This is a genomic window from Rhodococcus sp. T7 (genome assembly GCF_009872365.1).
Taxonomy (GTDB): domain Bacteria; phylum Actinomycetota; class Actinomycetes; order Mycobacteriales; family Mycobacteriaceae; genus Rhodococcus_F.
The window spans coordinates 1-24,384 of sequence record NZ_WXYH01000331.1; the positions used below are offsets into that span (position 1 = coordinate 1).

Consider the following 24,384-nt stretch of genomic DNA (forward strand, 5'->3'; position numbering starts at 1 on the left):
CTCAACACTTCGGCGTGCCGGACGAATCGACCCTCGACCGTCCGCCCCGGAGATTGACCATTTCCCGCAGACACCCGTGGCGAGGAACGCGACGACCGCCTCGGGGATGTTCGGAAGGTAGCCGACCACGCGATCACCGACCCCGACCCCGTGCTCGCGGAGCGTCGCGGCGAGACCCGCCACCGCAGAACGCAACTCGTCCCACCCGACGGAAACGTCGGGAAATCCCTCACCCGCGTACAGGATCGCCGGGGTGCCGGGCCGGGCGTTCCGGAAGACGTGGTCGACGTAGTTGAGCGTCGCCCCCGGAAACCAGACGGCGCCCGGCATCGCGGCGTCGGCGAGGGCGGGCCCGGGATCGGTGGCGGACCGGAACTCGAAGTAGTCCCACACGTCCTGCCAGAACTCCCCCGGCGCCGCCACCGACCAGCGCCACAGCGACCGGTAGTCGTCGACCGTGACACTGTGGCGCCGTGCGACGAACGCGGCGAAATCGGTGATCACCGCGTCGCGCACGTCGGCTTCGGTGGGAACCCATTGCGGATCGGCAGCCATGGGGACCATCTTCCCCGAGAGCGCGGCCGTTCCGCTCACTTTCGCCGCCTACCGCCGGCCTCAGGCCTGCTTGCCCCTTGCCGACTCGACCTGTGAGCGGCGCAGGATCGCCTCGGCGTGACGCAGGACCGGCGCGTCCACCATCTTTCCCTCGAACGCGAAGACCCCGCGCTGGTCGGCGACGGCGGCGAGAACCCGCGTCGCCCAGTCGACGTCCTCGTCGGACGGCGCATACGCCTCGCGGATCACCGCGACCTGACTCGGGTGGATGGCGACCTTGACGTCGAATCCGACGGCGACGGCGTCGAGGGCCTCGGCGCGAAACCCGTCCAGGTCCTTGATGTCGAGGTAGACGGAGTCCAGCGCGAGCCGGTGATAACCCTTGGCCGCCAGCAGCGTCGACGACCGCACCTGGGTGGCGACGTCGCGGTAGCTGCCGTCCTCGCGGCGGCTGGAGTTGCCGCCCATCGCGGCGACGAGGTCCTCGGCCCCCCACATCACGCCGATGGTGCTCGCCGCCAACGCGATCTCGGTGACCGCGAGCGCACCGAGCGGCGACTCGACCAGGGCGATCACCTCGCGCGGAGCCAGCGACAGCACCTGGTCGGCCGACTCGCACTTGGCCAGCATGAGCCGGGTGTAGCGGGTGCCGTCGAGCGCCAGCAGGTCGCGTTCGTGGTCTTCGGTGCCGACCGGGTTGACCCGCACGACGGTCCGATCGGGATCGAGCGGGGTGTCGATGAGGGCGACCCGGGCCGCTTCCTTATCGCCGGGCGCGACCCCGTCCTCGAGGTCGAGGATCACGACGTCGGCGGCCGCGGCGGCTTTCGCATACCGTTCGGGCCGGTCCGCCGGGCAGAACAACCAGGCGGGACCGGGCAGTTCCCAGCTCACGACGGCTTCTTCTGGACGAGGGTCTTGCGGACCGCGATGGCCACCACGTCGCCGTTCTGGTTGCGGCCGGTGTGCTCGAGCGTGACGATGCCCTCGCCGGGACGGCTTTTCGATTCACGCTTGTCCGCGATCTTCGTCTCCGCGTACAGCGTGTCCCCGTGGAACATCGGCTTCGGGAAACTGATCTCCGAGAACCCCAGGTTCGCGACGATGGTCCCCTGCGTCAGCTGCGCCACCGACAGTCCGACCAGGGTCGACAGGGTGAACATCGAGTTGACGAGTCGCACGCCGAACTGGGTGCCCTCGCTGTACGCCGCGTCCAGGTGCAGGGCCTGGGTGTTCATCGTCTGCGTCGTGAACAGGACGTTGTCGGCCTCGGTGACGGTCCGGCCGGGACGGTGCTCGTACACCGCGCCCAGCTCGAACTCCTCGAACCACAGGCCACGCTGGACGATTCGCCTGGGCTCCGTCGTCGCAGATTCGGTGTCGGTGGTGCTCTCCGCGGAGGTCACAGTCCCGCCTCCCGCGCGATCAGCATCAACTGCACCTCGGTGGTGCCCTCGCCGATCTCCAGGATCTTGCTGTCGCGGTAGTGCCGCGCCACGGTGTACTCGTTCATGAACCCGTAGCCGCCGTGGATCTGGGTGGCGTCCCGGGCGTTGTCCATCGCGGCCTCGGAGGCGACGAGCTTGGCGATGGCGGCCTGCTTCTTGAACGGCTTGCCGGACAGCATCCGGGCGGCGGCGTCGTAGTACGCCGTGCGCGCGGTGTGGGCGCGCGCCTCCATGCGGGCGATCTTGAAGGCGATGGCCTGGTTGTGCCCGATCGGCCGCCCGAACGCCTCACGTTCCTTGGCGTACTTGACCGACTCGTCGACGCATCCCTGGGCGGCGCCGACGCTGAGGGCGGCGATGGCGATGCGCCCCTCGTCGAGGATCCGGAGGAAGTTCGCGTACCCGCGACCGCGCTCGCCGAGCAGGTTCTCCTCCGGGACGCGCACGTCGGTGAACGTGAGCGGGTGGGTGTCGGAGGCGTTCCAGCCGACCTTGTTGTACGCCGGTTCGGCGGTGAAGCCGGGTGTCGACGTCGGCACGAGGATGGTGGAGATCTCCTTCTTGCCGTCCTTCGTCCCGGTCACCGCGGTGACGGTGACGAGCTTGGTGATGTCGGTTCCGGAGTTCGTGATGAACTGCTTGTTGCCGTTGATGATCCATTCACCGCTGTCGAACTTCGCGGTGGTCTTCGTGCCGCCGGCGTCGCTTCCCGCGCCCGGCTCGGTGAGCCCGAACGCGGCCAGGCTCTTGCCGCTCGTCAGCTGCGGCAGCCACTCCTGCTTCTGCTCCTCGTTGCCGAACCGGTAGATCGGCATCGCACCCAGCGACACTCCGGCTTCCAGGGTGATCGCGACGCTCTGGTCGACCTTGCCGAGTTCTTCGAGTGCCAGGCAGAGGGCGAAGTAGTCGCCGCCCATTCCGCCGTACTCCTCGGGGAAGGGCAGGCCGAACAGGCCCATGTCGGCCATCCCCGACACCACCTCGTACGGGAACGTGTGGTTGGCGTCGTGCTCAGCCGCGACCGGTGCCACCACGTTCTTGGCGAAGTCCGCGACGGTCTTCGCCAACTGCTGGTACTCGTCCGGAAGCTGGCCGGTGGCAAGGAATTCAGTCATGACGCGTCTTCTTTCGTGTCGGTGGTGTCGGTGTGCGGGGTGACTCGTGCGAGCAGTTGGTCGACCATCACCTGGTCACCGGGCGCGACGAGGACGTCGACGACGCCGTCGACGGGCGCGGTGAGCGCATGCTCCATCTTCATCGCCTCGACTACGACGAGTGTCTGGCCGGCGGTGACGTGGTCGCCCGCCTCGGCGCCGACCGCGATGACGGATCCGGGCATGGGGCTGGTGATCTCCGCCTCGCCCGCGTGAACGTCGCCGGTGCGGACACTGAGTTCGCGGACCTCACGCAGCATCGTCGTGCCGTCGGACCCCGCGAGCCAGATGTGCCCGTCGGTCTGGGCGACCCGGTAGGTCTCGCGCCTGCCGTCGATCACGACCGACAGCGTGGACCCGTCGAGCGCCGCCGTCAGCGACAGGGTGTCGCCGTCCTCGACCTGCGCGGTGGCCTCGGACGGGCTGCCCGTGATGCGCACGTGGTCGGTGCGGGTGGGCGAGGACAACCGGATGCTGGTGGGTGCGGGCGTGCCGACCCGCCAGCCGCTCGGAACGTCCCACGGGTCGGCCTGCGCACGCTCGGGCCAGCGCTGCAACCACCGGAACGCCGCTGCGGCGATCAGGGCGGCATCGGTGGCCTCCGCGGCGACGAAGTCCTCGAGCCGCCGGTCGAGCAGGCCCGTGTCGAGGGTGCCCGCCACCACGTCAGGGTCGGCGAGCAGGAAGCGCGCGAACTCGATGTTGGTGACCACTCCCAGCACACCGGTCCCGGCCAGGGCGCGGTCCAGTTTCCGCAGCGCGCCGGCGCGGTCGTCGGCGTGGGCGATGACCTTCGCCAGCATCGGGTCGTAATCGCTGCCCACGACCGTGCCGGGCTGCAGCCCGGAATCGACCCGGACACCGGGGCCTGCGGGTTCGACGACGTCGGCGACGAGTCCGCCGGTGGGGAGGAAGCCGCGACTGGGGTCCTCGGCGTAGACGCGGGCTTCGATGGCGTGCCCGGTGAGGGTGACGTCGTCCTGGGTGAACCCGAGTGGCTCACCGGCGGCGACCCGCACCTGCCACTCGACGAGGTCGAGGCCCGTGACGAGTTCGGTGACCGGGTGCTCGACCTGCAAACGGGTGTTCATCTCCATGAAGAAGAACTCGTCGGGCTTGTCGGCGGAGACGATGAACTCGACGGTTCCCGCACCGGAGTAGTCGACGCTGCGCGCCGTGTTGCAGGCGGCCTCGCCGATCCGGGCGCGCGTCGCCTCGTCCAGCAGCGGCGACGGCGCCTCCTCGATGACCTTCTGGTGGCGGCGCTGCAGACTGCATTCGCGCTCACCGAGATGGACCACGTTCCCGTGTCCGTCCGCGAGGATCTGCACCTCGATGTGCCGGGGGCGCAGCACGAACCGCTCGAGGAAGAGCGTGTCGTCGCCGAACGCCGACGCCGCTTCACGCCGCGCGCTGCGCAGCGCCTCGGCCAGTGCGCCCGGCTCCTCCACCAGGCGCATGCCCTTGCCGCCGCCACCAGCCGAGGGCTTGACGAGCACCGGGTATCCGATATCGCCCGCGGCCGCGATCAGTTCGTCGTCGGACAGGCCGGGCCGGGCGATGCCGGGAACGACCGGCACGTCGAACTTCGCCACCGCGTTCTTCGCGGTGATCTTGTCGCCCATCACCTCGATGGCGTGCGCGGACGGGCCGAGGAACGCGATCCCCGCATCGGCGCACGCGCCGGCGAACTTGGAGTTCTCCGACAGGAACCCGTAACCGGGATGGATCCCCTGCGCACCGGTCGCCTGCGCCGCCGCGATCACCTTCTCGATGACGAGGTAACTCTCCCGGGCCGCGGCCGGGCCGAGCAGGACCGCGGTGTCGGCCTCGCGGACGTGCCGGGCGTCCCGATCCGCCTCGCTGAAGACGGCGACGGAGCGGATTCCCATGGCCCGCAGCGTGCGGATCACGCGCACCGCGATCTCGCCGCGGTTGGCCACCAGGACGGTATCTATCCGAGTCATTTCAGTCATTCCACTCACATCCGGAAAACGCCGTAGGAGACCGGCTCGACCGGTGCGTTCGCACACACCGAGAGCGCCAGTCCGAGAACAGTTCTGGTATCGGCGGGGTCGATGATGCCGTCGTCCCACAGCCTGGCCGTCGAGTAGTACGGGTTGCCCTGCGCCTCGTACTGCTCGCGGATCGGCGCCTTGAACGCCTCCTCGTCGTCGGCCGACCACGGGTTGCCCGCGCTGTCGAGTTGCTCGCTGCGCACCGTCGACAGCACCGACGCCGCCTGCTCCCCGCCCATCACGGAGATCCGCGCGTTCGGCCACATCCACAGGAACCGCGGCGAGTACGCCCGCCCGCACATCGAGTAGTTTCCCGCCCCGTAGGAGCCGCCGATCACGACGGTCAGCTTCGGCACCCGCGCACACGCCACCGCGGTGACCATCTTCGCGCCGTGCTTGGCGATGCCGCCCGCCTCGTAATCGCGACCGACCATGAAGCCGGCGATGTTCTGCAGGAACAACAGCGGAATCTTGCGCTTGTCGCACAGTTCGATGAAATGCGCGCCCTTCATCGCGGACTCGGCGAACAGCACACCGTTGTTGGCGACGATGCCGACCGGGTGGCCCTCGATGTGCGCGAAACCGGTGACCAGGGTCTTGCCGTACTCGGCCTTGAACTCCTGGAATGCGCCCCCACCGGCGGAGCCGGATCCATCGACACCGTCGACGATGCGGTCGATGACCTCGTGGACGTCGTAGGGGGTGCGCGGGTCGGTGGGGACCACGTCGTAGAGGTCGGTCTGCTGCGCCGTCGCGGGGACTGCGGAGATCACGTCCCACGGACGTTCGGTGCGCGGACCGAAGGTCGCGACGATGTTCCGCACGATCCGCAGCGCGTCCTGGTCGTCTTCCGCGAGGTGGTCGGTGACACCCGAGACCTTGGAGTGCAGATCTCCGCCGCCGAGTTCCTCGGCGGTCACGACCTCACCGGTGGCCGCCTTCACCAGCGGCGGGCCGCCCAGGAAGATGGTGCCCTGGTTGCGGACGATGACGGCCTCGTCGCTCATGGCGGGCACGTAGGCGCCGCCCGCGGTGCAAGAGCCGAGGACCGCCGCGATCTGCGGGATGCCCTGCGCGCTCATCGTCGCCTGGTTGTAGAAGATGCGCCCGAAGTGCTCGCGGTCGGGGAACACCTCGTCCTGCCTGGGGAGGAACGCTCCGCCGGAGTCGACGAGGTAGATGCACGGAAGCTGGTTCTGCAGCGCGATCTCCTGCGCCCGCAGGTGCTTCTTCACCGTCATCGGGTAATAGGTGCCGCCCTTGACGGTCGCGTCGTTGGCGACGATCACGCATTCGCGTCCGGACACCCGGCCGATGCCGGCGATGACACCCGCGCCGGGGCTTTCGTCGTCGTACAGACCGTTCGCCGCGAGCGGCGAGATCTCGAGGAACGGGCTGCCGGGGTCGAGCAGCGTGTCCACCCGATCACGGGGCAGCAGCTTGCCTCGGCTCACGTGCCGCTCGCGCGACTTCTCGCTGCCGCCGAGCGCGGCCACGGCCAGCCGCGACTTCAACTCGTCGACCAACTTCGTGTGCTCTGCCCGGTAGACCTCCCGTGCAGTTGTTCCGCCCAGTGTCATCCTGCCGCCTTCTTTTCTTGACGCCCGTGCCTAGTGAGTTAATGCTCGATAACTGAAACTAAGATAACTGTGATTAACTGAGTTGTCCAGACCACACCGCGGAAAAGAGCAAGGCGATGACTACAGACGTCGACGGCACCGAAGCGATGACCCCGACCAGCGACGGCGCCGGGGCCCCGATCACGCGCCGCGAGCAGATGAAGGCGGACCGCCGCCGCCAACTGCTCGACGCCGCCGCCCGCCTCATCGCCGAACGGGGCTTCCTCGGAGTCCGCCTCGAGGACCTCGGTTCCGCGGCGGGAATCAGCGGTCCCGCCGTGTACCGGCACTTCCCCAACAAGGACGCCGTCCTCGTCGAACTGCTCGTCGGGATCAGCACGCGACTGTTCGAAGGCGGGTCGCTCGTCGCCGCGGAGGCAACGTCCCCGGACGCGGCGCTGGAAGGTCTGGTCGACTTCCACCTCGACTTCGCACTGGGGGAACCCGACCTCATTCGCATCCAGGACCGAGACCTGGAGAGCCTGCCCGCCGACGCGCGCCGGGAGGTCCGGCAGAAGCAGCGGCGTTACGTGGAGATCTGGGTGAAGGTGCTTCTGCAGGTGGATCCGGCACTGGACGAGACGGATGCCCGCACCAAGGCGCACGCCACGTTCGGGCTCATCAACTCGACCCCGCACAGCGCCGACCCCACCACCCCGTCGCGCACCCGGAAAGTGCTGCGCGACATGACGTTCTCATGCCTGCGGCCCGTGAGTACTTCTTAACCGCGGGCGGTTACTAAGTACTCACGGGCCGCAAGGCACTCCCGGGTGGTTACACCCTGTTCTTACTCGTCATCGCGGTGTACCCCAGCGACAGCACGGCCGCAGCGGCGATGCTGATGATCCACCGGATCCAGTCGATCCCTCCGGTGTTTCCCTTGCCGAGGAGCCCCTCCCACACCCAGTACCCGATCAGCGCGCCGATGATGCCGAGGACGACGGTGATAACCCACCCCATCGCCTGCTTTCCCGGAATCACGAGACGCGCCAGAACGCCGATGACCGCACCGAAGATGATGGTGCCGATGATGTTGCCGACCATGGCCCTTGTCCTCTCAACACGCAATTCATGGTGCGAGCGGAAGGTCACCGCTCATTTCGAACATAACCACCTGGACAGCTGTTCGACAGGGCTTCGGCAAATCGTTGCCAAAAGGTTCACGCGGTGGACCACCGTGAATCCCCCCGGTTCAGCGGATGCCCTGCCGCCGCAGCGCGACGGACACGGCTGCGGCCCGGGTGTCGACGCCGAGCTTCGAGTAGATGTGGGCGAGGTGTGTCTTGACCGTCGCCTCGCTGATGAACAGGGCCTTGCCGAGTTCCTTGTTGGTCATCCCCTTGGCCAGCAGGGTCAGCAATTCGGCCTCCCGCGGCGTGAGAGCCTCCTCGGGGCGCTGCATCTGCTGCAGCAGTCGCGACGCGACGGGCGGCGACAGCACACTCTGGCCGGCCGCCGCACCGCGGACGGCAGCGAAGATCTCCTGGGGCGTCGAATCCTTCAGAAGGTATCCGATGGCACCGGCGTCGATGGCGCGGACGACGTCGGCGTCCGTGTCGTACGTCGTGAACACCAGCACCGGCAGGTCCCGGTCGACCTGCCGGATCCGGCGGATGGCCTCCACCCCGTCGATGCCGGACCCGAGGGCCAGATCCATCGTCACGAGCCGCGGACGGTGGGTGATCACGGCGTCGACCGCCTCCTCCCCCGTGCCCGCCTCGGCGATGACCTCGATGTCGGGCTGCGAGTCGAGCAGCGCCCGCAGTCCCGCGCGCACGACCGCGTGATCGTCGACCAGCAACACGGTCACGGTCGTCATGTCGAGGCTCCTCTCGCGCACGGTATCTGCGCGGCCACCACGGTGCCCTCGCCCGGTGCGCTCTCGACGGTGAACGTGCCGCCCAGTTGCTCGACGCGACTGCGCATCGCACGCAGGCCGTACCCGCCGCGGTCCGAGGGAGGTCCGGCGGGTGCGGGGTCGAAACCGGCGCCGTCGTCGTAGATGTCGAGTGCGACGGCGTCCGGAAGATACGTCAGGGTGACACCGACGGTCTCGGCCCGTGCGTGCCGGGTGATGTTGGAGACCGCGCTCTGGGTGATCCGCAGCAGCGCGTGCGCCACCTCCGCCGGTATCGCGATCGGAGTGCCCACGATCCGGAGTTCCGCCCGCGGGTGATGGGAACGGGCGGCGGCGAGCAGTGCCGCGTCGATCGGCTGGGATTCCAGGTTGGGCGGCGCGAGATGGTGCACGAGACTGCGGGTTTCCGCCAGGTTCTCGCGCAGCGTTCCGGTCGCCACACGGACGTCCTCGCGGGCCCGTGCCTCCGCCCGCGGATCGGCCTGCGCCCAGATCTGCTCGGCCGCCTCGAGCCGGAGGAGGCTGCTCGTCAGTCCCTGCGTCACGGTGTCGTGGATCTCGCGAGCCAGTCGTTCGCGTTCGGCGAGGACGCCCGCCTCCCGCTCGGTCTCCGCGAGCCGGGACCGCGTCTCCGCGACCTGACGGAGCAGCCGCACCCGCTCCCGCCCGTCCCGCTCGATCTGGCCGTACGCCATGACGATCAGTGCCCCGGTGCACAGCGGTCCCACCAGCACCGCCCACTCGGTGCGCCCGGAGAACGTGAAGAACGCCAGCGACGTGAGGACGGCGAGAACACCGACGACGGGATATGCGATACGGCTCGGGTAGGCCCTCGTGCACAGGAAGAACATGGGAAACGCGCACCAGGCGAAACTCGGCGCGAGCCAGACGAGTACCGCCCATGTCGTCAGGACCGGCCACACCCACGGTTCCCACGCACCGTCCCGTCGCGCCACCACCACGGTCGACGTGTACAGCGCGGCGAGCCCAGCGATCAACGCGACCACGACGACGAACTGACCGCTGACACCGTGGTAAGTGAGATATCGCGCCGTCGACGTCGCGAGGAGAACGTAGAAGGAGACGTGGATGGCCGTGCCGAGCGGGCCTCGCAGACTCTCGCCGGCCGACCTGTCCACTCCGTCCACGGGTCCAGTCACGTCTGTGGATCCTACGGACGTGCGGAAGGTCGCGGATCCACCGTTCGGATGATCTGCCGGCGCCGGACGGATGAGTCCGGGAGCACCGTCGGCCCGATGCGGTGACCGGTGCCTGCGAGCCAGGCTGGTCACGTCACCTCGTCACTTCCCCGAAAGGCCCTCCGATGCGCACCTTCCACCGCCTCCCCCGCATTCTGGCGATCATCGTCCCGCTGGCCGCGATCGTCGCGACCGCGGCGTGCGGATCGTCCACGACGGACGACGCGACGGCGGCGATCACTCCGGTCGCGACCGCACCCGCCCCGGTCGACGGCGCGGACGGCCTGGTCAGCCAGAACCGTCTCGGTGTCGGGGCCGCGCAGACCGCCGCGCAGGCGGCGCTCGCAAAGTGCCAGGCCGACGGGCTCGGCTTCGTCACCGTGTCGGTGGTCGACCGCAACGGCAACGTGCAGGCCATGCTGCGGGGGGACAACGCCGCGCAGCACACCGTGGAGGCGGCCCGGCAGAAGGCGTACACCGCCACCGCGTTCGGCGCGAACACCAGCGACCTGAGTGACCGCGCCAAGGGTGACGGCGCGACGGTCGCCGACCTTCCCGGCACGTTGTTCCTCGCGGGCGGCGTGAGTGTGAAATCCGCCAGCGGGTCGATCGCCGGCATCGGCGTCGGCGGCGCCCCCGACGGCATGCGGGATCAGGCCTGCGCGGCGGCCGGTCTCGACGCGATCGCCGGCAACCTGGGTTGAAGAACCGCTGCTGCGGACCGGGTGACAGGGGCGGGTCAGGTGCGCCCGATGAGGTCGAGGGACTGCTCGCGCATCTCGACCTTGCGCACCTTACCCGTCACGGTCATCGGGAACTCGTCGACGACGTGCACGTACTTCGGGATCTTGTAGTGGGCGAGTTTGCCGGCGCAGAATTCGCGCACCTTCGCCGCGTCCAGGGGTTCGGTGCCTTCCTTCATCCGCACCCACACCATCAGTTCCTCGCCGTACTTCGCGTCCGGGACGCCGATCACCTGGGCGTCGAGGACGTCGGGATGGGTGTACAGGAACTCCTCGATCTCCCGGGGGTAGACGTTCTCGCCGCCGCGGATCACCATGTCCTTGATCCGCCCGGTGATCGCGACGTACCCGTCGGAATCCATCACACCGATGTCGCCGGTGTGCATCCACCGTCCGGCGTCGATCGCTTCCGCGGTCTTCTCCGGATTGTTCCAGTACCCGAGCATCACCGAGTAGCCGCGGGTGCACAGCTCCCCCGGCTCACCCCGCGGAACGGTCAATCCTGTTGCCGGATCCACGATCTTGACCTCCAGGTGCGGGCCGACCCGGCCGACGGTCGACACCTTCTGGTCGATGGTGTCGTCGGACCGCGTCTGCAGCGACACCGGCGACGTCTCGGTCATGCCGTAGCAAATGGAGACCTCGGCCATCCCCATCAGTTCGATGACGTGCTTCATCACCTCGACCGGGCAGGGCGATCCGGCCATGATCCCGGTCCGCAGACTGGACAGGTCGAAGGACTCGAAGTCGTGGTCGGCGAGTTCGGCGATGAACATCGTCGGCACCCCGTACAGCGACGTGCACTTCTCCGCCTCGACGGCCTGCAGCGTCGCCCTCGGGTCGAACGAGGGACCCGGAATCACCATGGTGGCACCGTGACTCGTGCACGCGAGGTTGCCCATGACCATGCCGAAGCAGTGGTAGAACGGCACCGGGATGCAGACGCGGTCGTTCTCGGTGTAGTGGCACAGTTCGCCGACGAAGTACCCGTTGTTGAGGATGTTGTGGTGGCTGAGCGTCGCGCCCTTCGGGAACCCGGTTGTCCCCGAAGTGTATTGGATGTTGATCGGGTCGTCGGGAGACAGGGCGGCCTGCGCCGCGGGCAGCCGGGCCGGGTCCGCGGCGTGCGCGGCCGTGCCGTCCGCCGCCAGCCTGCTCCACTCGGCACTCCCGAGCAGCACGACCATCTCGAGGTCGCCGCATTCGGGGCGGACCTCCTCGATCATCGCCGCGTAGTCGGACGACTTGAACTGCGGAGCCGACACCAGCAGCCGGATACCGGCCTGGTCGAGCACGTACTTCAATTCGTGCGCCCGGTACGCGGGGTTGATGTTGACGAGGATCGCGCCGATCTTCGCGGTCGCGTACTGGATCAGCGTCCACTCCGGGCAGTTCGGCGCCCAGATCCCGACCCGGTCGCCCTTCGCGATGCCCCGCTTCAGCAACCCCGCCGCCACGGCGTCGACGTCCCGCTTCAGTTCGGCGTACGTCCACCGCCGCCCCGACGGCCGGTCGACCAGGGCGTCACGATCGGCGTGGGCCGCGACGGTCCGGTCGAAGTTGTCTCCGATGGTGTCGCCGAGCATGGGGGCGTCCCACACGCCGTGGGTGTAACTGGGAAGCGGGGTTGTCATCACTCTTCCTCTCCAGGAGCCCGTTCGGGCGCCTACGGGACGGGCAGACCGGAAGGCCCTTCCGCGGTCGAACTTACTCTTGGTTGTTGTGATCCAGGGCATACTGCACGGCGAGGGGTGCCGGTAACTGTGCGAAGTCCGGACACCCCTCGCCTGCGACGTCAGAGCGCGTCGTCTTTCGTTTCCACCAGGGCCTTGGTGCACAGCAGGCTCACCACGCCGAGGACGGCGAGCAGCACGCCGATCGCGGCGCTGCCGTACGCGGACGCCAGGGGCGCTGCGATCAGCGGCGGTACCGCCCCGCCGAGCACGCCGGCGAGGTTGTAGCCGAGGCCCGCGCCGGTGTACCGGTACCGCGTCTGGAACATCTCCGGGAGCAGCGCGCCGCAGGGACCGTATGCGATTCCGAAGATGGCGAGCGTGACCATCACGCCGATCGTGAACGCGACGGGCGAACCGGTGTCGAGCAGCGGGAACAGCACGAGCGCCCACACGACGGCCAGCCCGCAGGAGATCATGATGACCCGTCGACGTCCGATCCGGTCCGAGTACAGCGCGGACACGACGATGGTGAATCCGAAGACCACCGCCGAGGCGATCCCGACCGTCAGCACGAACGGGCGGCTGAACCCGAGGGTCTTGGTGCCGTAGCTGGTGAGAAACGCCGTGCCCATGTAGAAGAACGCGAACAGGGTGGCCAGCGCACCGGCCGAGAGGAGGATCTCCTTGGTCTGGAATCGCCAGGCGTCCATCAGCGGGAGGGTGCGCGGGGCCGCGTCGGCGCGGTCGGCCTGCTGAGCGGCGCGGAACACCGGCGTCTCCTCGATCGCCAACCGCATGTAGAGACCGATTCCGACGAGTACGGCACTGAACAGGAACGGAATCCGCCACCCGTAGTCGAGGAAGACCTCGTTGGTGTCGCCGAGCAGGCTGCCGGTGACGAGGAACGTGGTGCTGGAGAGGATGAAGGCGACCGCGGGCCCGAGTTGCGGGAACATCGCGTACAGGCCGCGCTTGCCCGGCGGTGCGTACTCCGCCGTCAGCAGCGTGGCGCCCGCCCACTCGCCGCCGACCGCGAAACCCTGCCCGAAACGCAGCAGCACCAACAGGATCGGGGCCGCGACGCCGATGGTCGCGGCGCCGGGCAGCAGGCCGATGAGGAAGGTCGAGACGCCCATCAGGATGAGCGTGGAGATCAGGGTCTTCTTCCGCCCGATCCGGTCGCCGTAGTGGCCGAACAGCATCGCACCCACCGGCCTGGCGACGAAGGCCACGGCGAACGTCGCGAAGGAGGCGACGGTGCCCGCGGTGGAACCGAGGGCGGGAAAGAACACCGTGGGGAACACCAGGGCTGCGGCGGTGCCGTAGATGAAGAAGTCGTAGAACTCGGTGGTCGTGCCGATGCCACTGGCAATGGCCACCTTGCGGACGCTGGTACCGCCCTGTCGCACCGGTGTCGGGGCGTGGGGGGCGCCCGCACCCGAGTTGGAGACTGTGGTCACTCGATTCCTCCGTGGTCCGTGGGCAACGCCCTGGTGGGCGTATCCCGGATGAGAGGAAAAGTAGTGATCCGGCTCACTGCGTCACCACCCCCGAATGGGGGGTGGTGACGCGGCTCACGTCATTCGGTGGCGCCGGACGCGCCGATCAGTTCCCTGCGCAGCTCGGTCCACACGGTGGCGTACGAGTCGATGACCGGTTCCGAGATCCACTTCGTCTCCCCCGCAGCGACTTTCGCGAGAGCATCGGCGAACAGGTCCTGGTAGCGGGACAACCGGGGCACGAACGCCGACAGGTCGTCGAACACGACCGACGCGCGGCGGTCCAGGTCGGCCAGCTGATCGGCGTCGGCCGTGTCGATCAGTCCGACGAACTCCTCGTGGAACGGCACGAAGCTCTCGTACACCTCGGCGATCGAGTCCTCGTCGATGGACACGCGCTCGGCGTCGAGCTGGTCCTCGAGCTCCGCCAGCCCGGCGTCGGTGAGCGCGATCCGGCCATCGGAGGCTTCCTGCGCCTTGCCCTGGGTGAGCAGCGCGTCGTACGCGGCCTGCGCGGACGCGGCGCTCACACCGAGATGTTCGGCGAGTACCGCCGCGCTGACCTGCTCTTTCAACCGGACCGCCTGCAGCAGGGCCAACTCGTCCACATTGCCAGCGAAGGCCATAGATCTCTCCTCGTCACACCCCGTCCAGGGCGGTTCTCCGCAGGCCCGGTCGGACCTGCCGCCCTTTAGATAACACGACTACAGTTCGAGCGTCTCCACTGCGGCGGGTTTCCTGTGTGAGCGGGCCGAGTTCTGCCGACGAGTAATCGTCGGCGGCGTCGGGAGGCGATCAACTCGTTGCGCACCACCCCGGGCGACCTCGCGTCGCAGCCGCCCTTAGCGCGTCAGCGGGGGTTCGATGACCAGCGGATCGTCTGCCGCGGGTGGGCCGTAGACACCGCCGTTACTGGTCGCGTTCTCCTGACCGAGGTCGTCGGGTCGTGGGACGTTCACGGCGCCGCGCTGCTCGAGGTACTGCTGCGACTGGCAGGTCCAGTCCAGGGCAGGCTCAGTCGGTTCCGCCTCGGTCACCAGACGGCGTGGGGCGTCGTACACGCACATCGGGCCCTGCGTTCCGACGAGGAGCAGGTCGGCGAGCCCACCCTTCTCGATCGACGCGATCTTCGGTAGAGCGCCGGGCATGATGGTCAGGCCGTACTCGAGGGAGGGGGTCCGGTCGCCGAGGATCTCGGTCGGGAGGACCAGATTCGCCATCAGGGTGCCCAGGGAGTCGCGGTTTCCCGACAGCAGCGCGTCGAGGCTCGCCATCGTCTGCGGCGACCGTCCGAGCAGGTCCACGAGCGCGGAGTCGTGGGCACGCAACTGTTCGAGCACGCTGCGGGCGGTGCTCACCGATTCCGGCAGGGCGGCGGTGAGACCGTCCACCGTGTCCAGGAGCGGCAAGCCCTTGTTCACGATGGTCGACAGTGCGTCGGTGCGGGTTTCGAGGGTCCGGGCGATCTCGGCGGAACCGTCGAGCATGTTCTGCAGGTCGGGTCCCGTGCCTCCGAAGGCGGTGCCGAACGTGTCCGCGAGCGAGGACAGGGCGGTGACGTCCATCGAGTTCACGAGGTCCGTCGTCTGGACGAGCGTCGCGTCGAGCGATCGCGGAATCCCCTCCTGCGGCACGTCGATGAGGTCGCCGTCCGCGAGGTACGGCGGGTCCGCGCTGTCGGGCATGATGTCGAGCGCCTGGATACCGATCGCGTTCTCGGTGGTGATCTTCGCGGTCGACCCGGCGGACACCTGTGTGCCAGGTTGCAGCTCGATGCCGAGGACGATGCCCGTCCCCTCCTCGTTCACGTCGACGAAGCTGATCTTCCCCACCCCGACTCCCCGGTAGTTGACGGATGCACCCCGGGCGAGACCGGCGGCGTGGTCGAGGCGGGCGGTCAGATGAATGGGGTCTCCGAACGTGTCCGGGCCGGTGACGTACCGCAGCCCGAAGAGGATCGCGGCGACCGAGATGACGAGGAACAGCACCAGCTGCGCCACGACGTGGCGTGTCATCATCGGACGCCTCCGCCGAGTACCTCGGGCAGCGTGCGGGCTTCGGGCACCTCGAGCGGGGCCGATCCGGTGAGCAGTTTCGCGATGACGGCGGTGACGTCGAACGTTCCGTCGAATGTCGTGTAGTCACCGGGTGTGGCCGCGGCGAATCCGCCGAGGAACGTCGCCACCGAGTTCAGGGTCGGGGCGAGCTCCGACTCGAAGCCGTCGAGAGCGGCGAGCACGGTTCCGGCGTCGCTGATCTCGGTCGACAGTGTGGATCCGGCGCCGCCGAGGACACGTTCCGCCTCGCGGCTGAGCCTGGACGCCTCCCCCATCAGCGCGGTGATCTGATCTCGTTGCGACACCAGGAGATCCACCACCGGCGCCAGGTCGGTCATCGCCCGGTCGAGGACCGGTTGGCCGGCGGCGAGTTCCGCCGCGAACGCGTTGGACGCCACCATGGCCCGGTCGAGTTCGTCCCGGTGGTCGTCGACGACGCCCAGCGTGTCGTTCAGCATGTCCACCAGTTCCCGGATCTTGTCGGAGCGTCCGGTGAAGGCGACGGTCAATTCGTTCATGATGGCGTGTATCTGATCGATGCCGCTGCCGTTGAGCACCGTGGCCAGCGCAGCCAGTCCGCTCTCGATGTCGGGGCCGCGCGACGTCTGCGACAGCGGGAGCACGTCACCCTCGCTCATCGGTCCGCCCGCCGCGTCGGCGACGTCGAGTCGGATGAAGGGATTGCCGAGGGCCGTGGGCAGTTCGATGCGTGCCGTCGCGTCCCGCGGAATCGGGACGTCGTCGCGGATCCGCATCTCGACCTCTGCGGTGAAATCCCGGGTCGACACGTCCGAGACACGGCCCACCACCTCCTGCCCCACCCGGACCTCGGCGCCGGGCACGACGCGGTCGACGCCGTCGAACTGCGCGGTGATCTCGTAGGACGGACCGTCCGGTGAGCGGCCCACCGACAGTTCCTGCAGGCTCAGCGAACACCCGGCGGCGGGCAGCGTCGCGCCGACGATCAGCGCCGCCGTCAGCGACTTCGTTCTCGTGCGGATCGTCATCGTCCTCCGACCATGAGTTCGCGCAGCCCGAACGGGTCGGACATGCTGGGCGGAAACTGAATCGGGTTCGTGATTCCCGCTCCGCGGCAGAGGATCGGATCCATCACCGCGCAGAGCGGGGACGTCGGCTCGGCCTGCGCCAGGTTGGTGGAGATGTTCAACCGGATGCGGGCGCGCTGGTCCGGCGTGACCGCGCGCTGGATGTTGTCGATCAGCAGCGGCACCAGGTCCATGATCTCGGCGAGATCGGTGTCGTGTCTCTGCAGCACTTCACTCACTCCCGCCAGATCGTCGATGCCTGCGGCGATGTCGCCGCCCCGGGCGGACACGAGTTGGTCGATCTGATTGAGCAACGCGGACAACTGGTTCACCGTGTCGCCGATCGCGAACTGCTGCCCGGCGAATTCGTCTCCGATCGCGGTGAGCGAACCGGCGAGGGAGTCGACCTGCGCCTGACGCGCCGAGATCGCGTTGACGAGAATCTCGAGGTTGTCGACGAGCGCTCCGACGTCCGCGCTGTTACCCGCGATCACCGAACTCGCCTGCGACAGTGTGCGGATGGCGTCGTTCATCGCGGGACCGAGCCCGTCCGTGGACGCCGCCGCGGCCGAGATCGCGGCGCCGGCGTCGCCGCCGTCGGGGCCGAGTGTCCTGACGACGGTGTCGACGCTGTCCATCAGCTGGTCCCAGGTGATGGGCGAATGACTGCGTTCGGGAGGAATGGTCTGCCCGCTCTCCAGCACCGGACCGCCGGTGTACGCGGGACCGAGTTCGACGAAGCGCTCCCCGATCGCGGAGGACACCAGCACGTACGCGTTCGCGTCGGCGGGCACCACGACGTCGGACGCGATCGACATCGTGACCGTCACCGTCGCGCCTTGCGGTTCGACGGACTCGACGGTGCCGACGGGTACGCCGAGCACGGTCACCTCGGTGCCGGGGAACACCCCGTTGACGTAGGCGAACTCGGAATGGATCACGGTGGAGGAGGTGCGGACGATCAGCAGCCACCCGGCCACGACGATCGCCGCCACGAGGGCGAGCACGCCGCCGATCCCGACGATCCGGCGTGCGGCGCCCGCGCTCACGAGCACCCCGTGATCAGTCCGACGACGCAGAGCAGGTTGTCGGCGATCACGGCCGACGGCGCCGACACGTCAGCCCAGTCGCCGTTGCCGGTCGCGTTCACGAGCGCCCTCGCGGCCGGCGCACCCTTGGTGAGCAGCGCGTCGAGGTTGGCGAGGTTCGCGTCGAGTCGATCCGTCACCTTCCGCGCCTTCGCGAGCAGTGAGTCGAGTTCGACGGTGTTCTCGCCGAGGAACTGCGACGCCTGCGCGATCAGGGCCCGGAGATCGTCGACCATCCGGTGGATGGCCTCCCGACGGGTGGCGAGCGTGGTCATCACGACGTCGGCGTTGCCGAGCAGGGTGGTCAGCTGATCCTGCTGACCGACCAGCACGTCGGTGAGGGTTCGCGAGCTGTCGAGCAGTTGCGTGACCTGATCCGCGTTCTTCGCCAGGATCGCGGACGCCGCACTCACCCCGGACAGTGCCTCCCGGTTGAGGGTCGCGTCCTGCGGCACCGTGTCCGTCACGACGGTGAGCATCTTCTGCAGTCCACCGAGGTCGAGGTCGTCCGCCGTCTCGATCGCGGACGAGCCGATGTCGTCGAGCGAGTACGGAACACTGGTGCGGCTCAGGGGAATCACCCCGTCGTCGCTCAGGTCGCCGGGTCCCGACGGTGACACGTCCAGGTACCGCTTGCCGAGGATGGTCGACAGCTTGACGCCCGCGGACGTCGTCGACCCGAGGTGACGCGCGCCGTCGAGCCGGAAATGCACGACCACATGATCGCCTGCCAGGTCCACCGCGGTCACCCGGCCGGCGGGCACCCCGGCGACGTACACGTAGTCGGAATCCGTCAGGCCTGCGGCGTTCGCGAGTTCGGCGGTGTAACCGTCGGTTCGCACGCTGAAACTCACGCGCGGGATCACGAGAACCAGGGCCAGCGCCAGCGTCGCGGCGAGGATTCCCACGATGCCGACGATCAGCGGATTGACGGGCCGCACCCGCTGGTTTCCGGCCAGCGCGTCCCAGACGTCGCGCGCCTTCGCGGTGACACTCATTGGCAGTACCTCGAATGCAGGTCGGGACCGAGGGCGCCTTCACGACCGTCGACGTTGACGATGAAGGTGCACAGGTAGATGTTGAGCCAGGAACCGTAGGAACCCGAGCGGTCGACGGAGGAGAAAAATTGCGGCATGGCCACCATCAGGTGATCGAATTCCGGGTCGGCACCTACCATTGCCCCCGTCAGGGATTCGAGTCGGTTCACCGTGCGGCCGAGTTCCGGGACCCGCCCGTCCACGATCTGCAGGGCCGAACGGCTCACCGCCGCACTCTGATCGAGGGTGTCCACGAGAACCTCGTTGTTCTCGGCGAGCATCCCGGTGAACTGGGTCAGGCTGTCGACGAGGTGGGACAGTTCCGGACCGCGGGCCGCCGCCGTTCCCACCACCACGTCGAGGTTCGTGATGAGATCCCCGATCAGCTGATCGTGATTCGCGAGGTTGCCGGTGACGTCCGCGACCCTGCGCAGCAGCGTTTCCATGCTCGTCTTCCGGCCGTCGAACACGGCGACGACCTCGGTGGCGAGTTCGTTGACCTGTTTCGGGTCGATCGCGTCGAACAACGGCTTGAATCCGTTGAAGAGACTGGTGAGATCGAGTGCGGGCGACGTCCGGTCGAGCGGAATCGTGTCGCCCTCCGCGAGGGTGCCCTCGTCGCCCGACGGACCGGCCGCGAGATCGAGATACCGTATCCCGAGCAGGTCGCCGTACCGGATCGCGACGGTCGTGTCGGCGGGCAGAGCCTGATCGCGCTGCACCTCGAAGTTCACCAGGGCGGTGGCGCTTCCGGCGTCGCCGTCGACGATGTCGACCGAAGCCACGCGTCCCACCCGCACACCGGCGATGGTGACGTCGCTGCCGGGAGTCACCCCCTGGGCGTCGGTGAACAACGCCTTGTACGCGACGGTCGGTCCCTCCACCGGCACCCGCAGTGTATTCACCACGAGGACCGCGGAGAGAATCCCGAAGACGGCGAAGACCACCAGTTTGATTGCCGAGTTCCGGACGCTCATCCTCCGCCACCGCTCCCGCAGTTCGGTCCGTTCAGGCCGGGGTACCGCGGGCAGTCGGACGAGGTGTAGGGCCGCGGGTTGGACAGGTCGGCGGCGACCCGCACCGCGAACTTGCCGGTGGAGAAGACAGCGGCGCCGGCGTCACCGAACGGGCCCGCCTCGTCCAGGGTCGCCCGCAGCAGGTCGGACTTGCCGGCGATGGTGCCCAGGGTCGGTGAGACGTTCAGCGCCACCGCGATCATGTTGTCCGCGTTCTGCTCCAGCAAGTCGCCGGAGTTCCTCGACACGACGAGGGAGGCGGCGAGGAAACCGGTGAAGCTGCCGGTGTTCTCGACGAGAGTGTTGGACAGCGACACCGCCGCGTCCATGGCCGCGAGGACGTCGGGTGCGGCCGTGGCCAGCTGTTCGCTGATCCGAGCGATCTGCGGCGCGCGCTCCGCGACGGAGTCGACGAGAGGAGCGGTCGACTGCGCCACCGTGTGGAGGCTGTCGATCGTCTGCCCCAATTGTTCGCCGCGCCCGCGCAACGCGTCGGCGACGGAGCTCAGCGCGGCCTGCATCTGCTCGGGCTTCACCCGGGACACCAGGTCGTAGACCTTCGAGTACAAGTTGTACATCTGGACGGTCTCGGCCGATGTGTCGGGCTGCAGCCGGGCACCGGCCTCGAGCCGCGCACCGCCGGTTCCCGCAGTGGACACCAGCTCGACGGTCTGGTCGCCGAACAACGTGCGCGGCACCACCCGCACCTGGACGGACGCCGGGATGTGCTGCATCTGTTCGGGGCGGAGACTGATGTCCATGCCCGTCTCGTCCTGTCCGGGGTCGACGCTCGACACGGTGCCGACGGTCGCGCCCTTGTACGACACAGTGGTGTGCGCCTTCACCGCACCGGCGTCCGCCGGAAGCGTCGCCGTCACGACGGGGTCGGTGACGATTGCACCGGTGCCGAAACCGACCAGCAGCGCCGATCCGAGGGCCAGGACCGCCACTCCGATCACCCCCCGCACCGCGAGGGACCCGCTCCCCGGACCTCCCGGGCGGCCGCGCATCACGGCAACCCCAGGGCGGGGGCGGACGGGACGAGGCCCCACAGGGTGAGGGTCAGCAGCAGGTCGACGATGCCGATGGCGAGGATGCTGGTGCGCAGCGCGCGCCCGGCCGCCCGGCCGACGCCCTCGGGCCCGCCGTACGCGTGGTACCCGTACGAGCAGTGCACGAGCGCGATGATCGTCGCGAACACGATCGCCTTCACGAAGGAGTATGCGACGTCGGTGGGGGTGAGCATGAGATGGAAGTAGTAGTCGTAGGTTCCGGCCGACTGCCCGCTGAACGTGACGATCACCAGCCGCGAAGCCAGGTAGGACGACAGCAGTCCCACGACGTACAGCGGCACCACACAGATCAGGCACGAGACCAGCCTGGTGCTCGCGAGGAACGGCAGCGACGGGATCGCCATCGCGTCCAGCGCGCTGATCTCCTCCGAGATGCGCATGGCGCCGAGCTGTGCGGTGAACCCCGTGCCGACCTTCGCGGCGAGCGCGATGCTGGCGATCACGGGCGCGAGTTCACGGGTGTTGAGGATCGCGGACAGGAGCCCGGACAGCGAACCCATGCCGAGCAGGTCCAGTCCGCGCAACCCCTCGATGCCCACCTGCGTCGCCGCGACCGCGGACATCGCGAAGACGACGCCGATCGCTCCCCCGCCGGCGAGCAGAGTCGCACCACCGAAACTGATGTCGCCGATCTGCCGCATGATGTGCCGCCAGTACTTCACGACCGCGAGGGGAACTCCGGCGATCACGCTGCCGTAGAACGTGAATTCCCGGCCCAGTCCCGTCATCAGCCCGAGGGGCTGACGGACCCTGGCCCGCACCCAGTGCGCTGCGGGCCATCGGGTACTCACGACCATCAGTAACCACCTACCGGGACGACGAGAACGGAATAGAGCTGACTGAGCACGGTATTGACGATGAAAACGAGGATGAAGGCCAGCACCACGGCCTCGTTGACGGCGTCGGCGACACCGCTGGGTCCGCCCTTCGCGTGCAGGCCTTTGAAACTGGCGACGAGCGCCGACGTCACCGCGAACGCCATCGACTTGACGAGGGCGACCACGAAGTCCGACAGTCGCGTGTACTGGGACAGTGCCGCGAGAAAGCTTCCCGCCGAACTGTTCTGGACGACCACCTGGAAGAGGAAGCATGCCGACACCCCGACGGCGGTGACCATGGCGCACAGTGCGACGCCGACGAGCACCGCCGCGAGCAGTCGCGGAACCACCAGCCGCTCGATCACATCGAGTCCGAGGACCTCCATGGCCTCGACCTCTTCGCGGATCGTGCGCGAGCCGAGGTCCGCGCAGATCGCGGACCCGCCGACCCCGGCCAGCATCAGCGCACAGACCAGCGCGGACGCCTGCCCGACGATCACGAACCCGACGACCGCCCCCGTATACCCCTCGGCGCCGAGCTGACCGGCGAGGCTGCCGATCGTGACGGCGATGAGGACTCCGATGGGGATCATCAGCAGCAGGGCCGGCGCCGACGTGACCGAGGCGATCCGCCAGGCCTGGTCCAGCAGTTCCCGCCAGGCCAGTCTGCGCCGCACCAGAACACGTACGGCGGCCACCGTGGTCGCGATCGAGAACCCGATGAGCGCACCGACTTCGTTGGCGAAATGGCTGACGGGCCCTTTGGCGGGTGGCAGCTGGAATGTCACGCGGTCCTCCCCCGGTGCCGGTCACCCACGATCGGCGACCGGCGTCGAGCTGTATGGGAATCGGGGTCAGACGACCGCGACGTCGTTCGCGCCGTAGGCTTTTCGAAGCTCACCCTTGACGACCTTCCCGCTGGCGTTCCGCGGGAGGGCGTCGACGACGACGACGTCCTTCGGATGCTTGTAACGGGCCAGTTTGTCTTCGAGCCACGCGGCGAGTTCGTCGACCGTCAGATCGTCTCCGTCGTCGTCTAGCGCCACGATCGCGACGGGCACCTCGGTCCACTTGGGGTGTGGCCTGCCGACCACGGCGGCTTCCCGGATCCTCGGATGCCCGAACAGGACGTTCTCCACCTCGGCGCAGTAGATGTTCTCGCCCCCGGAGATGATCATGTCCTTCTTGCGATCCACCACGTAGACGAAGCCTTCCTCGTCCTGCCGCACCAGATCGCCCGAGTGGAACCACCCGCCGGCGAACGCGTCCGCCGTCGCGGCCGGGTTCTGCCAGTAGCCCTGCATCATGGTCGGGCCGCGGTACACGATCTCGCCGACCGTGCCGGGGGCGACGTCGTTCATCTCGTCGTCGACGATCCGCGTCTGGATGGTCGGGACGGGCTTGCCCACCGAGCCCAGCTTGCGGATCGCGTCGTCGCCGTCGAGCACGCACGTGATCGGGGACATCTCGGTCTGCCCGAACACCGCCACGACGAGAGCGTTCGGGAAAGTCTCCGCCATGGCGCGCAGCACGGTGTCCGATGCGGGTGCGGCGCCCCAGCTGATAACGCGGAGGGCGAGGTCGCGGCCCGCGGCGGTGGGATCGGCGCAGACTGCCTGCCACTGCACCGGAACGAGGAACACCGTCGTGATGCGCTCGCGCTCCCACACGTCGAGCATCTCGGTGGGGTCGAACGCCTTGAGGGGGTGGATCACGGTCGTGGCGCCGAGCATCAGCATCGGGGCCACCGAACCGAGGGCGGCGACGTGGAACACCGGGGACGCGAGGAACCCGACGTCGTCGCCCCTGTCGTAGCGCATCGCCCGGATGCAGGTGATGGACTGCCCGACCATGTTCGAGTGCGACAGCACCGCACCCTTGGGCGTTCCGGTGGTGCCGGACGTGTAGAGGATGAGCGACGGGGTGTCCTCCGGCAGGTCGACGGGGGCGAAGGCCGGACCGTCTTCCGCGACGAGGTCCTCGTAACCGAGAGCGTCGCCCTCGGTGTCCGCGCCCATGACGATCGCGAGGCCGAGATCGGGAACATCCTGCCGCACAGCGGAAACGAGGGGCGCCAGCGCCGGCTCGGTGAAGACGACTCGTGCACCCGAGTCCCGGGCGATGAAGGCGACCTCGGGCGGTGTCAGCCGGAAGTTGACCGGGACCGCGATCGCGCCGAGCGCGTTGATCGCGAGCACCGCCTCGAAGAACTCGGTCCGGTTGAGTGTGAGAAGCAGGACGCGGTCGCCGAAGTTCACCCCGCGCCGCGACAGCGCTCCCGCGAGGGCCTGCGAACGCTCGTGCAGTTTCCGCCACGAGGTGCTCTGCCCGAGATGGCGGAACGCGGGATGGTCGGGCTTCGTCTGCGCGTGGGTGGCAACCCAGTTGTTCCAGTGGTTGCGGCGGGATTGCAGTGGCTGCGTGAGCGGCTCGCTACGTGATGACATGTGGTGGTGGTCCCTTCGCTGTACTCGCGTTCG

The 24,384-nt window shown here is 68.4% G+C and carries 23 protein-coding genes; 2 read left to right on the forward strand and 21 right to left on the reverse strand.

Going from position 1 to position 24,384, the window contains the following annotated elements; genetic code table 11:
* The 6 genes from MLGJGCBP_RS28775 to MLGJGCBP_RS28800 form a co-directional block, all read right to left on the reverse strand.
* A partial coding sequence (locus MLGJGCBP_RS28775; protein ID WP_236581430.1) for an acetyl-coenzyme A synthetase N-terminal domain-containing protein occupies nt 1-555 on the reverse strand: 555 nt, incomplete at its 3' end.
* A 60-nt stretch (nt 556-615) separates the two neighbouring features.
* A complete protein-coding gene (locus tag MLGJGCBP_RS28780; RefSeq protein WP_160099797.1) occupies nt 616-1,449 on the reverse strand; it encodes an HpcH/HpaI aldolase/citrate lyase family protein in 834 nt (277 codons plus the stop codon).
* On the reverse strand, nt 1,446-1,961 hold the full coding sequence (locus MLGJGCBP_RS28785) for a MaoC family dehydratase (RefSeq protein WP_160099799.1): 516 nt from the start codon (nt 1,959-1,961) through the stop codon (nt 1,446-1,448). Before MLGJGCBP_RS28785 ends, MLGJGCBP_RS28780 begins: the two co-directional genes overlap by 4 nt.
* Nucleotides 1,958-3,118: an acyl-CoA dehydrogenase family protein gene (locus MLGJGCBP_RS28790; protein ID WP_160099801.1), complete on the reverse strand. Its 1,161-nt coding sequence runs from the start codon at nt 3,116-3,118 to the stop codon at nt 1,958-1,960. The genes MLGJGCBP_RS28785 and MLGJGCBP_RS28790 overlap by 4 nt, the downstream gene beginning before the upstream one ends.
* The gene (locus tag MLGJGCBP_RS28795; protein ID WP_160099871.1) at nt 3,115-5,124 is read right to left on the reverse strand and encodes an acetyl/propionyl/methylcrotonyl-CoA carboxylase subunit alpha; all 2,010 of its coding nucleotides are present in this window, start codon (nt 5,122-5,124) and stop codon (nt 3,115-3,117) included. Before MLGJGCBP_RS28795 ends, MLGJGCBP_RS28790 begins: the two co-directional genes overlap by 4 nt.
* Before the next feature lie 14 nt (nt 5,125-5,138).
* Entirely contained in the window at nt 5,139-6,755 is a 1,617-nt protein-coding gene (locus MLGJGCBP_RS28800; protein WP_160099803.1) for a carboxyl transferase domain-containing protein, read from the reverse strand.
* Nucleotides 6,756-6,901: 146 nt separating this feature from the next.
* Between MLGJGCBP_RS28800 and MLGJGCBP_RS28805 the strand changes: the two genes are divergently transcribed.
* The gene (locus MLGJGCBP_RS28805) at nt 6,902-7,519 is read left to right on the forward strand and encodes an SACE_7040 family transcriptional regulator (protein ID WP_373414049.1); all 618 of its coding nucleotides are present in this window, start codon (nt 6,902-6,904) and stop codon (nt 7,517-7,519) included.
* A 49-nt stretch (nt 7,520-7,568) separates the two neighbouring features.
* Here MLGJGCBP_RS28805 and MLGJGCBP_RS28810 read toward each other — a convergent pair whose 3' ends face one another.
* The 3 genes from MLGJGCBP_RS28810 to MLGJGCBP_RS28820 form a co-directional block, all read right to left on the reverse strand.
* Nucleotides 7,569-7,838: a GlsB/YeaQ/YmgE family stress response membrane protein gene (locus MLGJGCBP_RS28810; RefSeq protein ID WP_072945630.1), complete on the reverse strand. Its 270-nt coding sequence runs from the start codon at nt 7,836-7,838 to the stop codon at nt 7,569-7,571.
* 148 nt (nt 7,839-7,986) lie between these two features.
* On the reverse strand, nt 7,987-8,613 hold the full coding sequence (locus MLGJGCBP_RS28815) for a response regulator (protein ID WP_087558496.1): 627 nt from the start codon (nt 8,611-8,613) through the stop codon (nt 7,987-7,989).
* Nucleotides 8,610-9,812, reverse strand: coding sequence for a sensor histidine kinase (locus MLGJGCBP_RS28820; protein WP_160099805.1), 1,203 nt, complete (start codon nt 9,810-9,812; stop codon nt 8,610-8,612). The genes MLGJGCBP_RS28815 and MLGJGCBP_RS28820 overlap by 4 nt, the downstream gene beginning before the upstream one ends.
* Before the next feature lie 164 nt (nt 9,813-9,976).
* On the opposite strand from MLGJGCBP_RS28820, the gene MLGJGCBP_RS28825 reads away from it, so the two are divergent.
* Nucleotides 9,977-10,555 (forward strand): GlcG/HbpS family heme-binding protein, encoded by a 579-nt coding sequence (locus tag MLGJGCBP_RS28825; RefSeq protein WP_160099807.1) that lies wholly within the window; start codon nt 9,977-9,979, stop codon nt 10,553-10,555.
* A 35-nt stretch (nt 10,556-10,590) separates the two neighbouring features.
* On the opposite strand, the gene MLGJGCBP_RS28830 is transcribed toward MLGJGCBP_RS28825, so the two are convergent.
* The 12 genes from MLGJGCBP_RS28830 to fadD5 form a co-directional block, all read right to left on the reverse strand.
* Complete coding sequence (locus MLGJGCBP_RS28830) at nt 10,591-12,228, reverse strand: AMP-binding protein (protein ID WP_160099809.1); 1,638 nt, start codon at nt 12,226-12,228, stop codon at nt 10,591-10,593.
* A 161-nt stretch (nt 12,229-12,389) separates the two neighbouring features.
* The gene (locus tag MLGJGCBP_RS28835) at nt 12,390-13,730 is read right to left on the reverse strand and encodes an MFS transporter (RefSeq protein WP_442972130.1); all 1,341 of its coding nucleotides are present in this window, start codon (nt 13,728-13,730) and stop codon (nt 12,390-12,392) included.
* 119 nt (nt 13,731-13,849) lie between these two features.
* The gene (locus MLGJGCBP_RS28840; protein ID WP_087558499.1) at nt 13,850-14,395 is read right to left on the reverse strand and encodes a hypothetical protein; all 546 of its coding nucleotides are present in this window, start codon (nt 14,393-14,395) and stop codon (nt 13,850-13,852) included.
* A gap of 216 nt (nt 14,396-14,611) precedes the next feature.
* Nucleotides 14,612-15,787 carry an MlaD family protein gene (locus tag MLGJGCBP_RS28845; protein ID WP_160099811.1) on the reverse strand — a complete coding sequence of 392 codons (1,176 nt, stop codon included), beginning with the start codon at nt 15,785-15,787 and terminating at the stop codon, nt 14,612-14,614.
* Nucleotides 15,784-16,833, reverse strand: coding sequence for an MCE family protein (locus MLGJGCBP_RS28850; protein ID WP_160099813.1), 1,050 nt, complete (start codon nt 16,831-16,833; stop codon nt 15,784-15,786). Before MLGJGCBP_RS28850 ends, MLGJGCBP_RS28845 begins: the two co-directional genes overlap by 4 nt.
* Nucleotides 16,830-17,921, reverse strand: coding sequence for an MCE family protein (locus MLGJGCBP_RS28855; RefSeq protein WP_236581420.1), 1,092 nt, complete (start codon nt 17,919-17,921; stop codon nt 16,830-16,832). Before MLGJGCBP_RS28855 ends, MLGJGCBP_RS28850 begins: the two co-directional genes overlap by 4 nt.
* Complete coding sequence (locus tag MLGJGCBP_RS28860) at nt 17,918-18,958, reverse strand: MCE family protein (protein WP_160099817.1); 1,041 nt, start codon at nt 18,956-18,958, stop codon at nt 17,918-17,920. Before MLGJGCBP_RS28860 ends, MLGJGCBP_RS28855 begins: the two co-directional genes overlap by 4 nt.
* Entirely contained in the window at nt 18,955-19,974 is a 1,020-nt protein-coding gene (locus MLGJGCBP_RS28865) for an MCE family protein (protein WP_160099819.1), read from the reverse strand. Before MLGJGCBP_RS28865 ends, MLGJGCBP_RS28860 begins: the two co-directional genes overlap by 4 nt.
* Nucleotides 19,971-20,972, reverse strand: coding sequence for an MCE family protein (locus MLGJGCBP_RS28870; protein WP_236581422.1), 1,002 nt, complete (start codon nt 20,970-20,972; stop codon nt 19,971-19,973). The genes MLGJGCBP_RS28865 and MLGJGCBP_RS28870 overlap by 4 nt, the downstream gene beginning before the upstream one ends.
* Before the next feature lie 50 nt (nt 20,973-21,022).
* Nucleotides 21,023-21,883 carry an MlaE family ABC transporter permease gene (locus MLGJGCBP_RS28875; RefSeq protein ID WP_124394561.1) on the reverse strand — a complete coding sequence of 287 codons (861 nt, stop codon included), beginning with the start codon at nt 21,881-21,883 and terminating at the stop codon, nt 21,023-21,025.
* Complete coding sequence (locus MLGJGCBP_RS28880; RefSeq protein ID WP_160099823.1) at nt 21,883-22,692, reverse strand: MlaE family ABC transporter permease; 810 nt, start codon at nt 22,690-22,692, stop codon at nt 21,883-21,885. Before MLGJGCBP_RS28880 ends, MLGJGCBP_RS28875 begins: the two co-directional genes overlap by 1 nt.
* Before the next feature lie 66 nt (nt 22,693-22,758).
* A complete protein-coding gene (gene fadD5, locus MLGJGCBP_RS28885) occupies nt 22,759-24,351 on the reverse strand; it encodes a fatty-acid--CoA ligase FadD5 (RefSeq protein WP_160099825.1) in 1,593 nt (530 codons plus the stop codon).
* Nucleotides 24,352-24,384 lie beyond the last annotated feature (33 nt).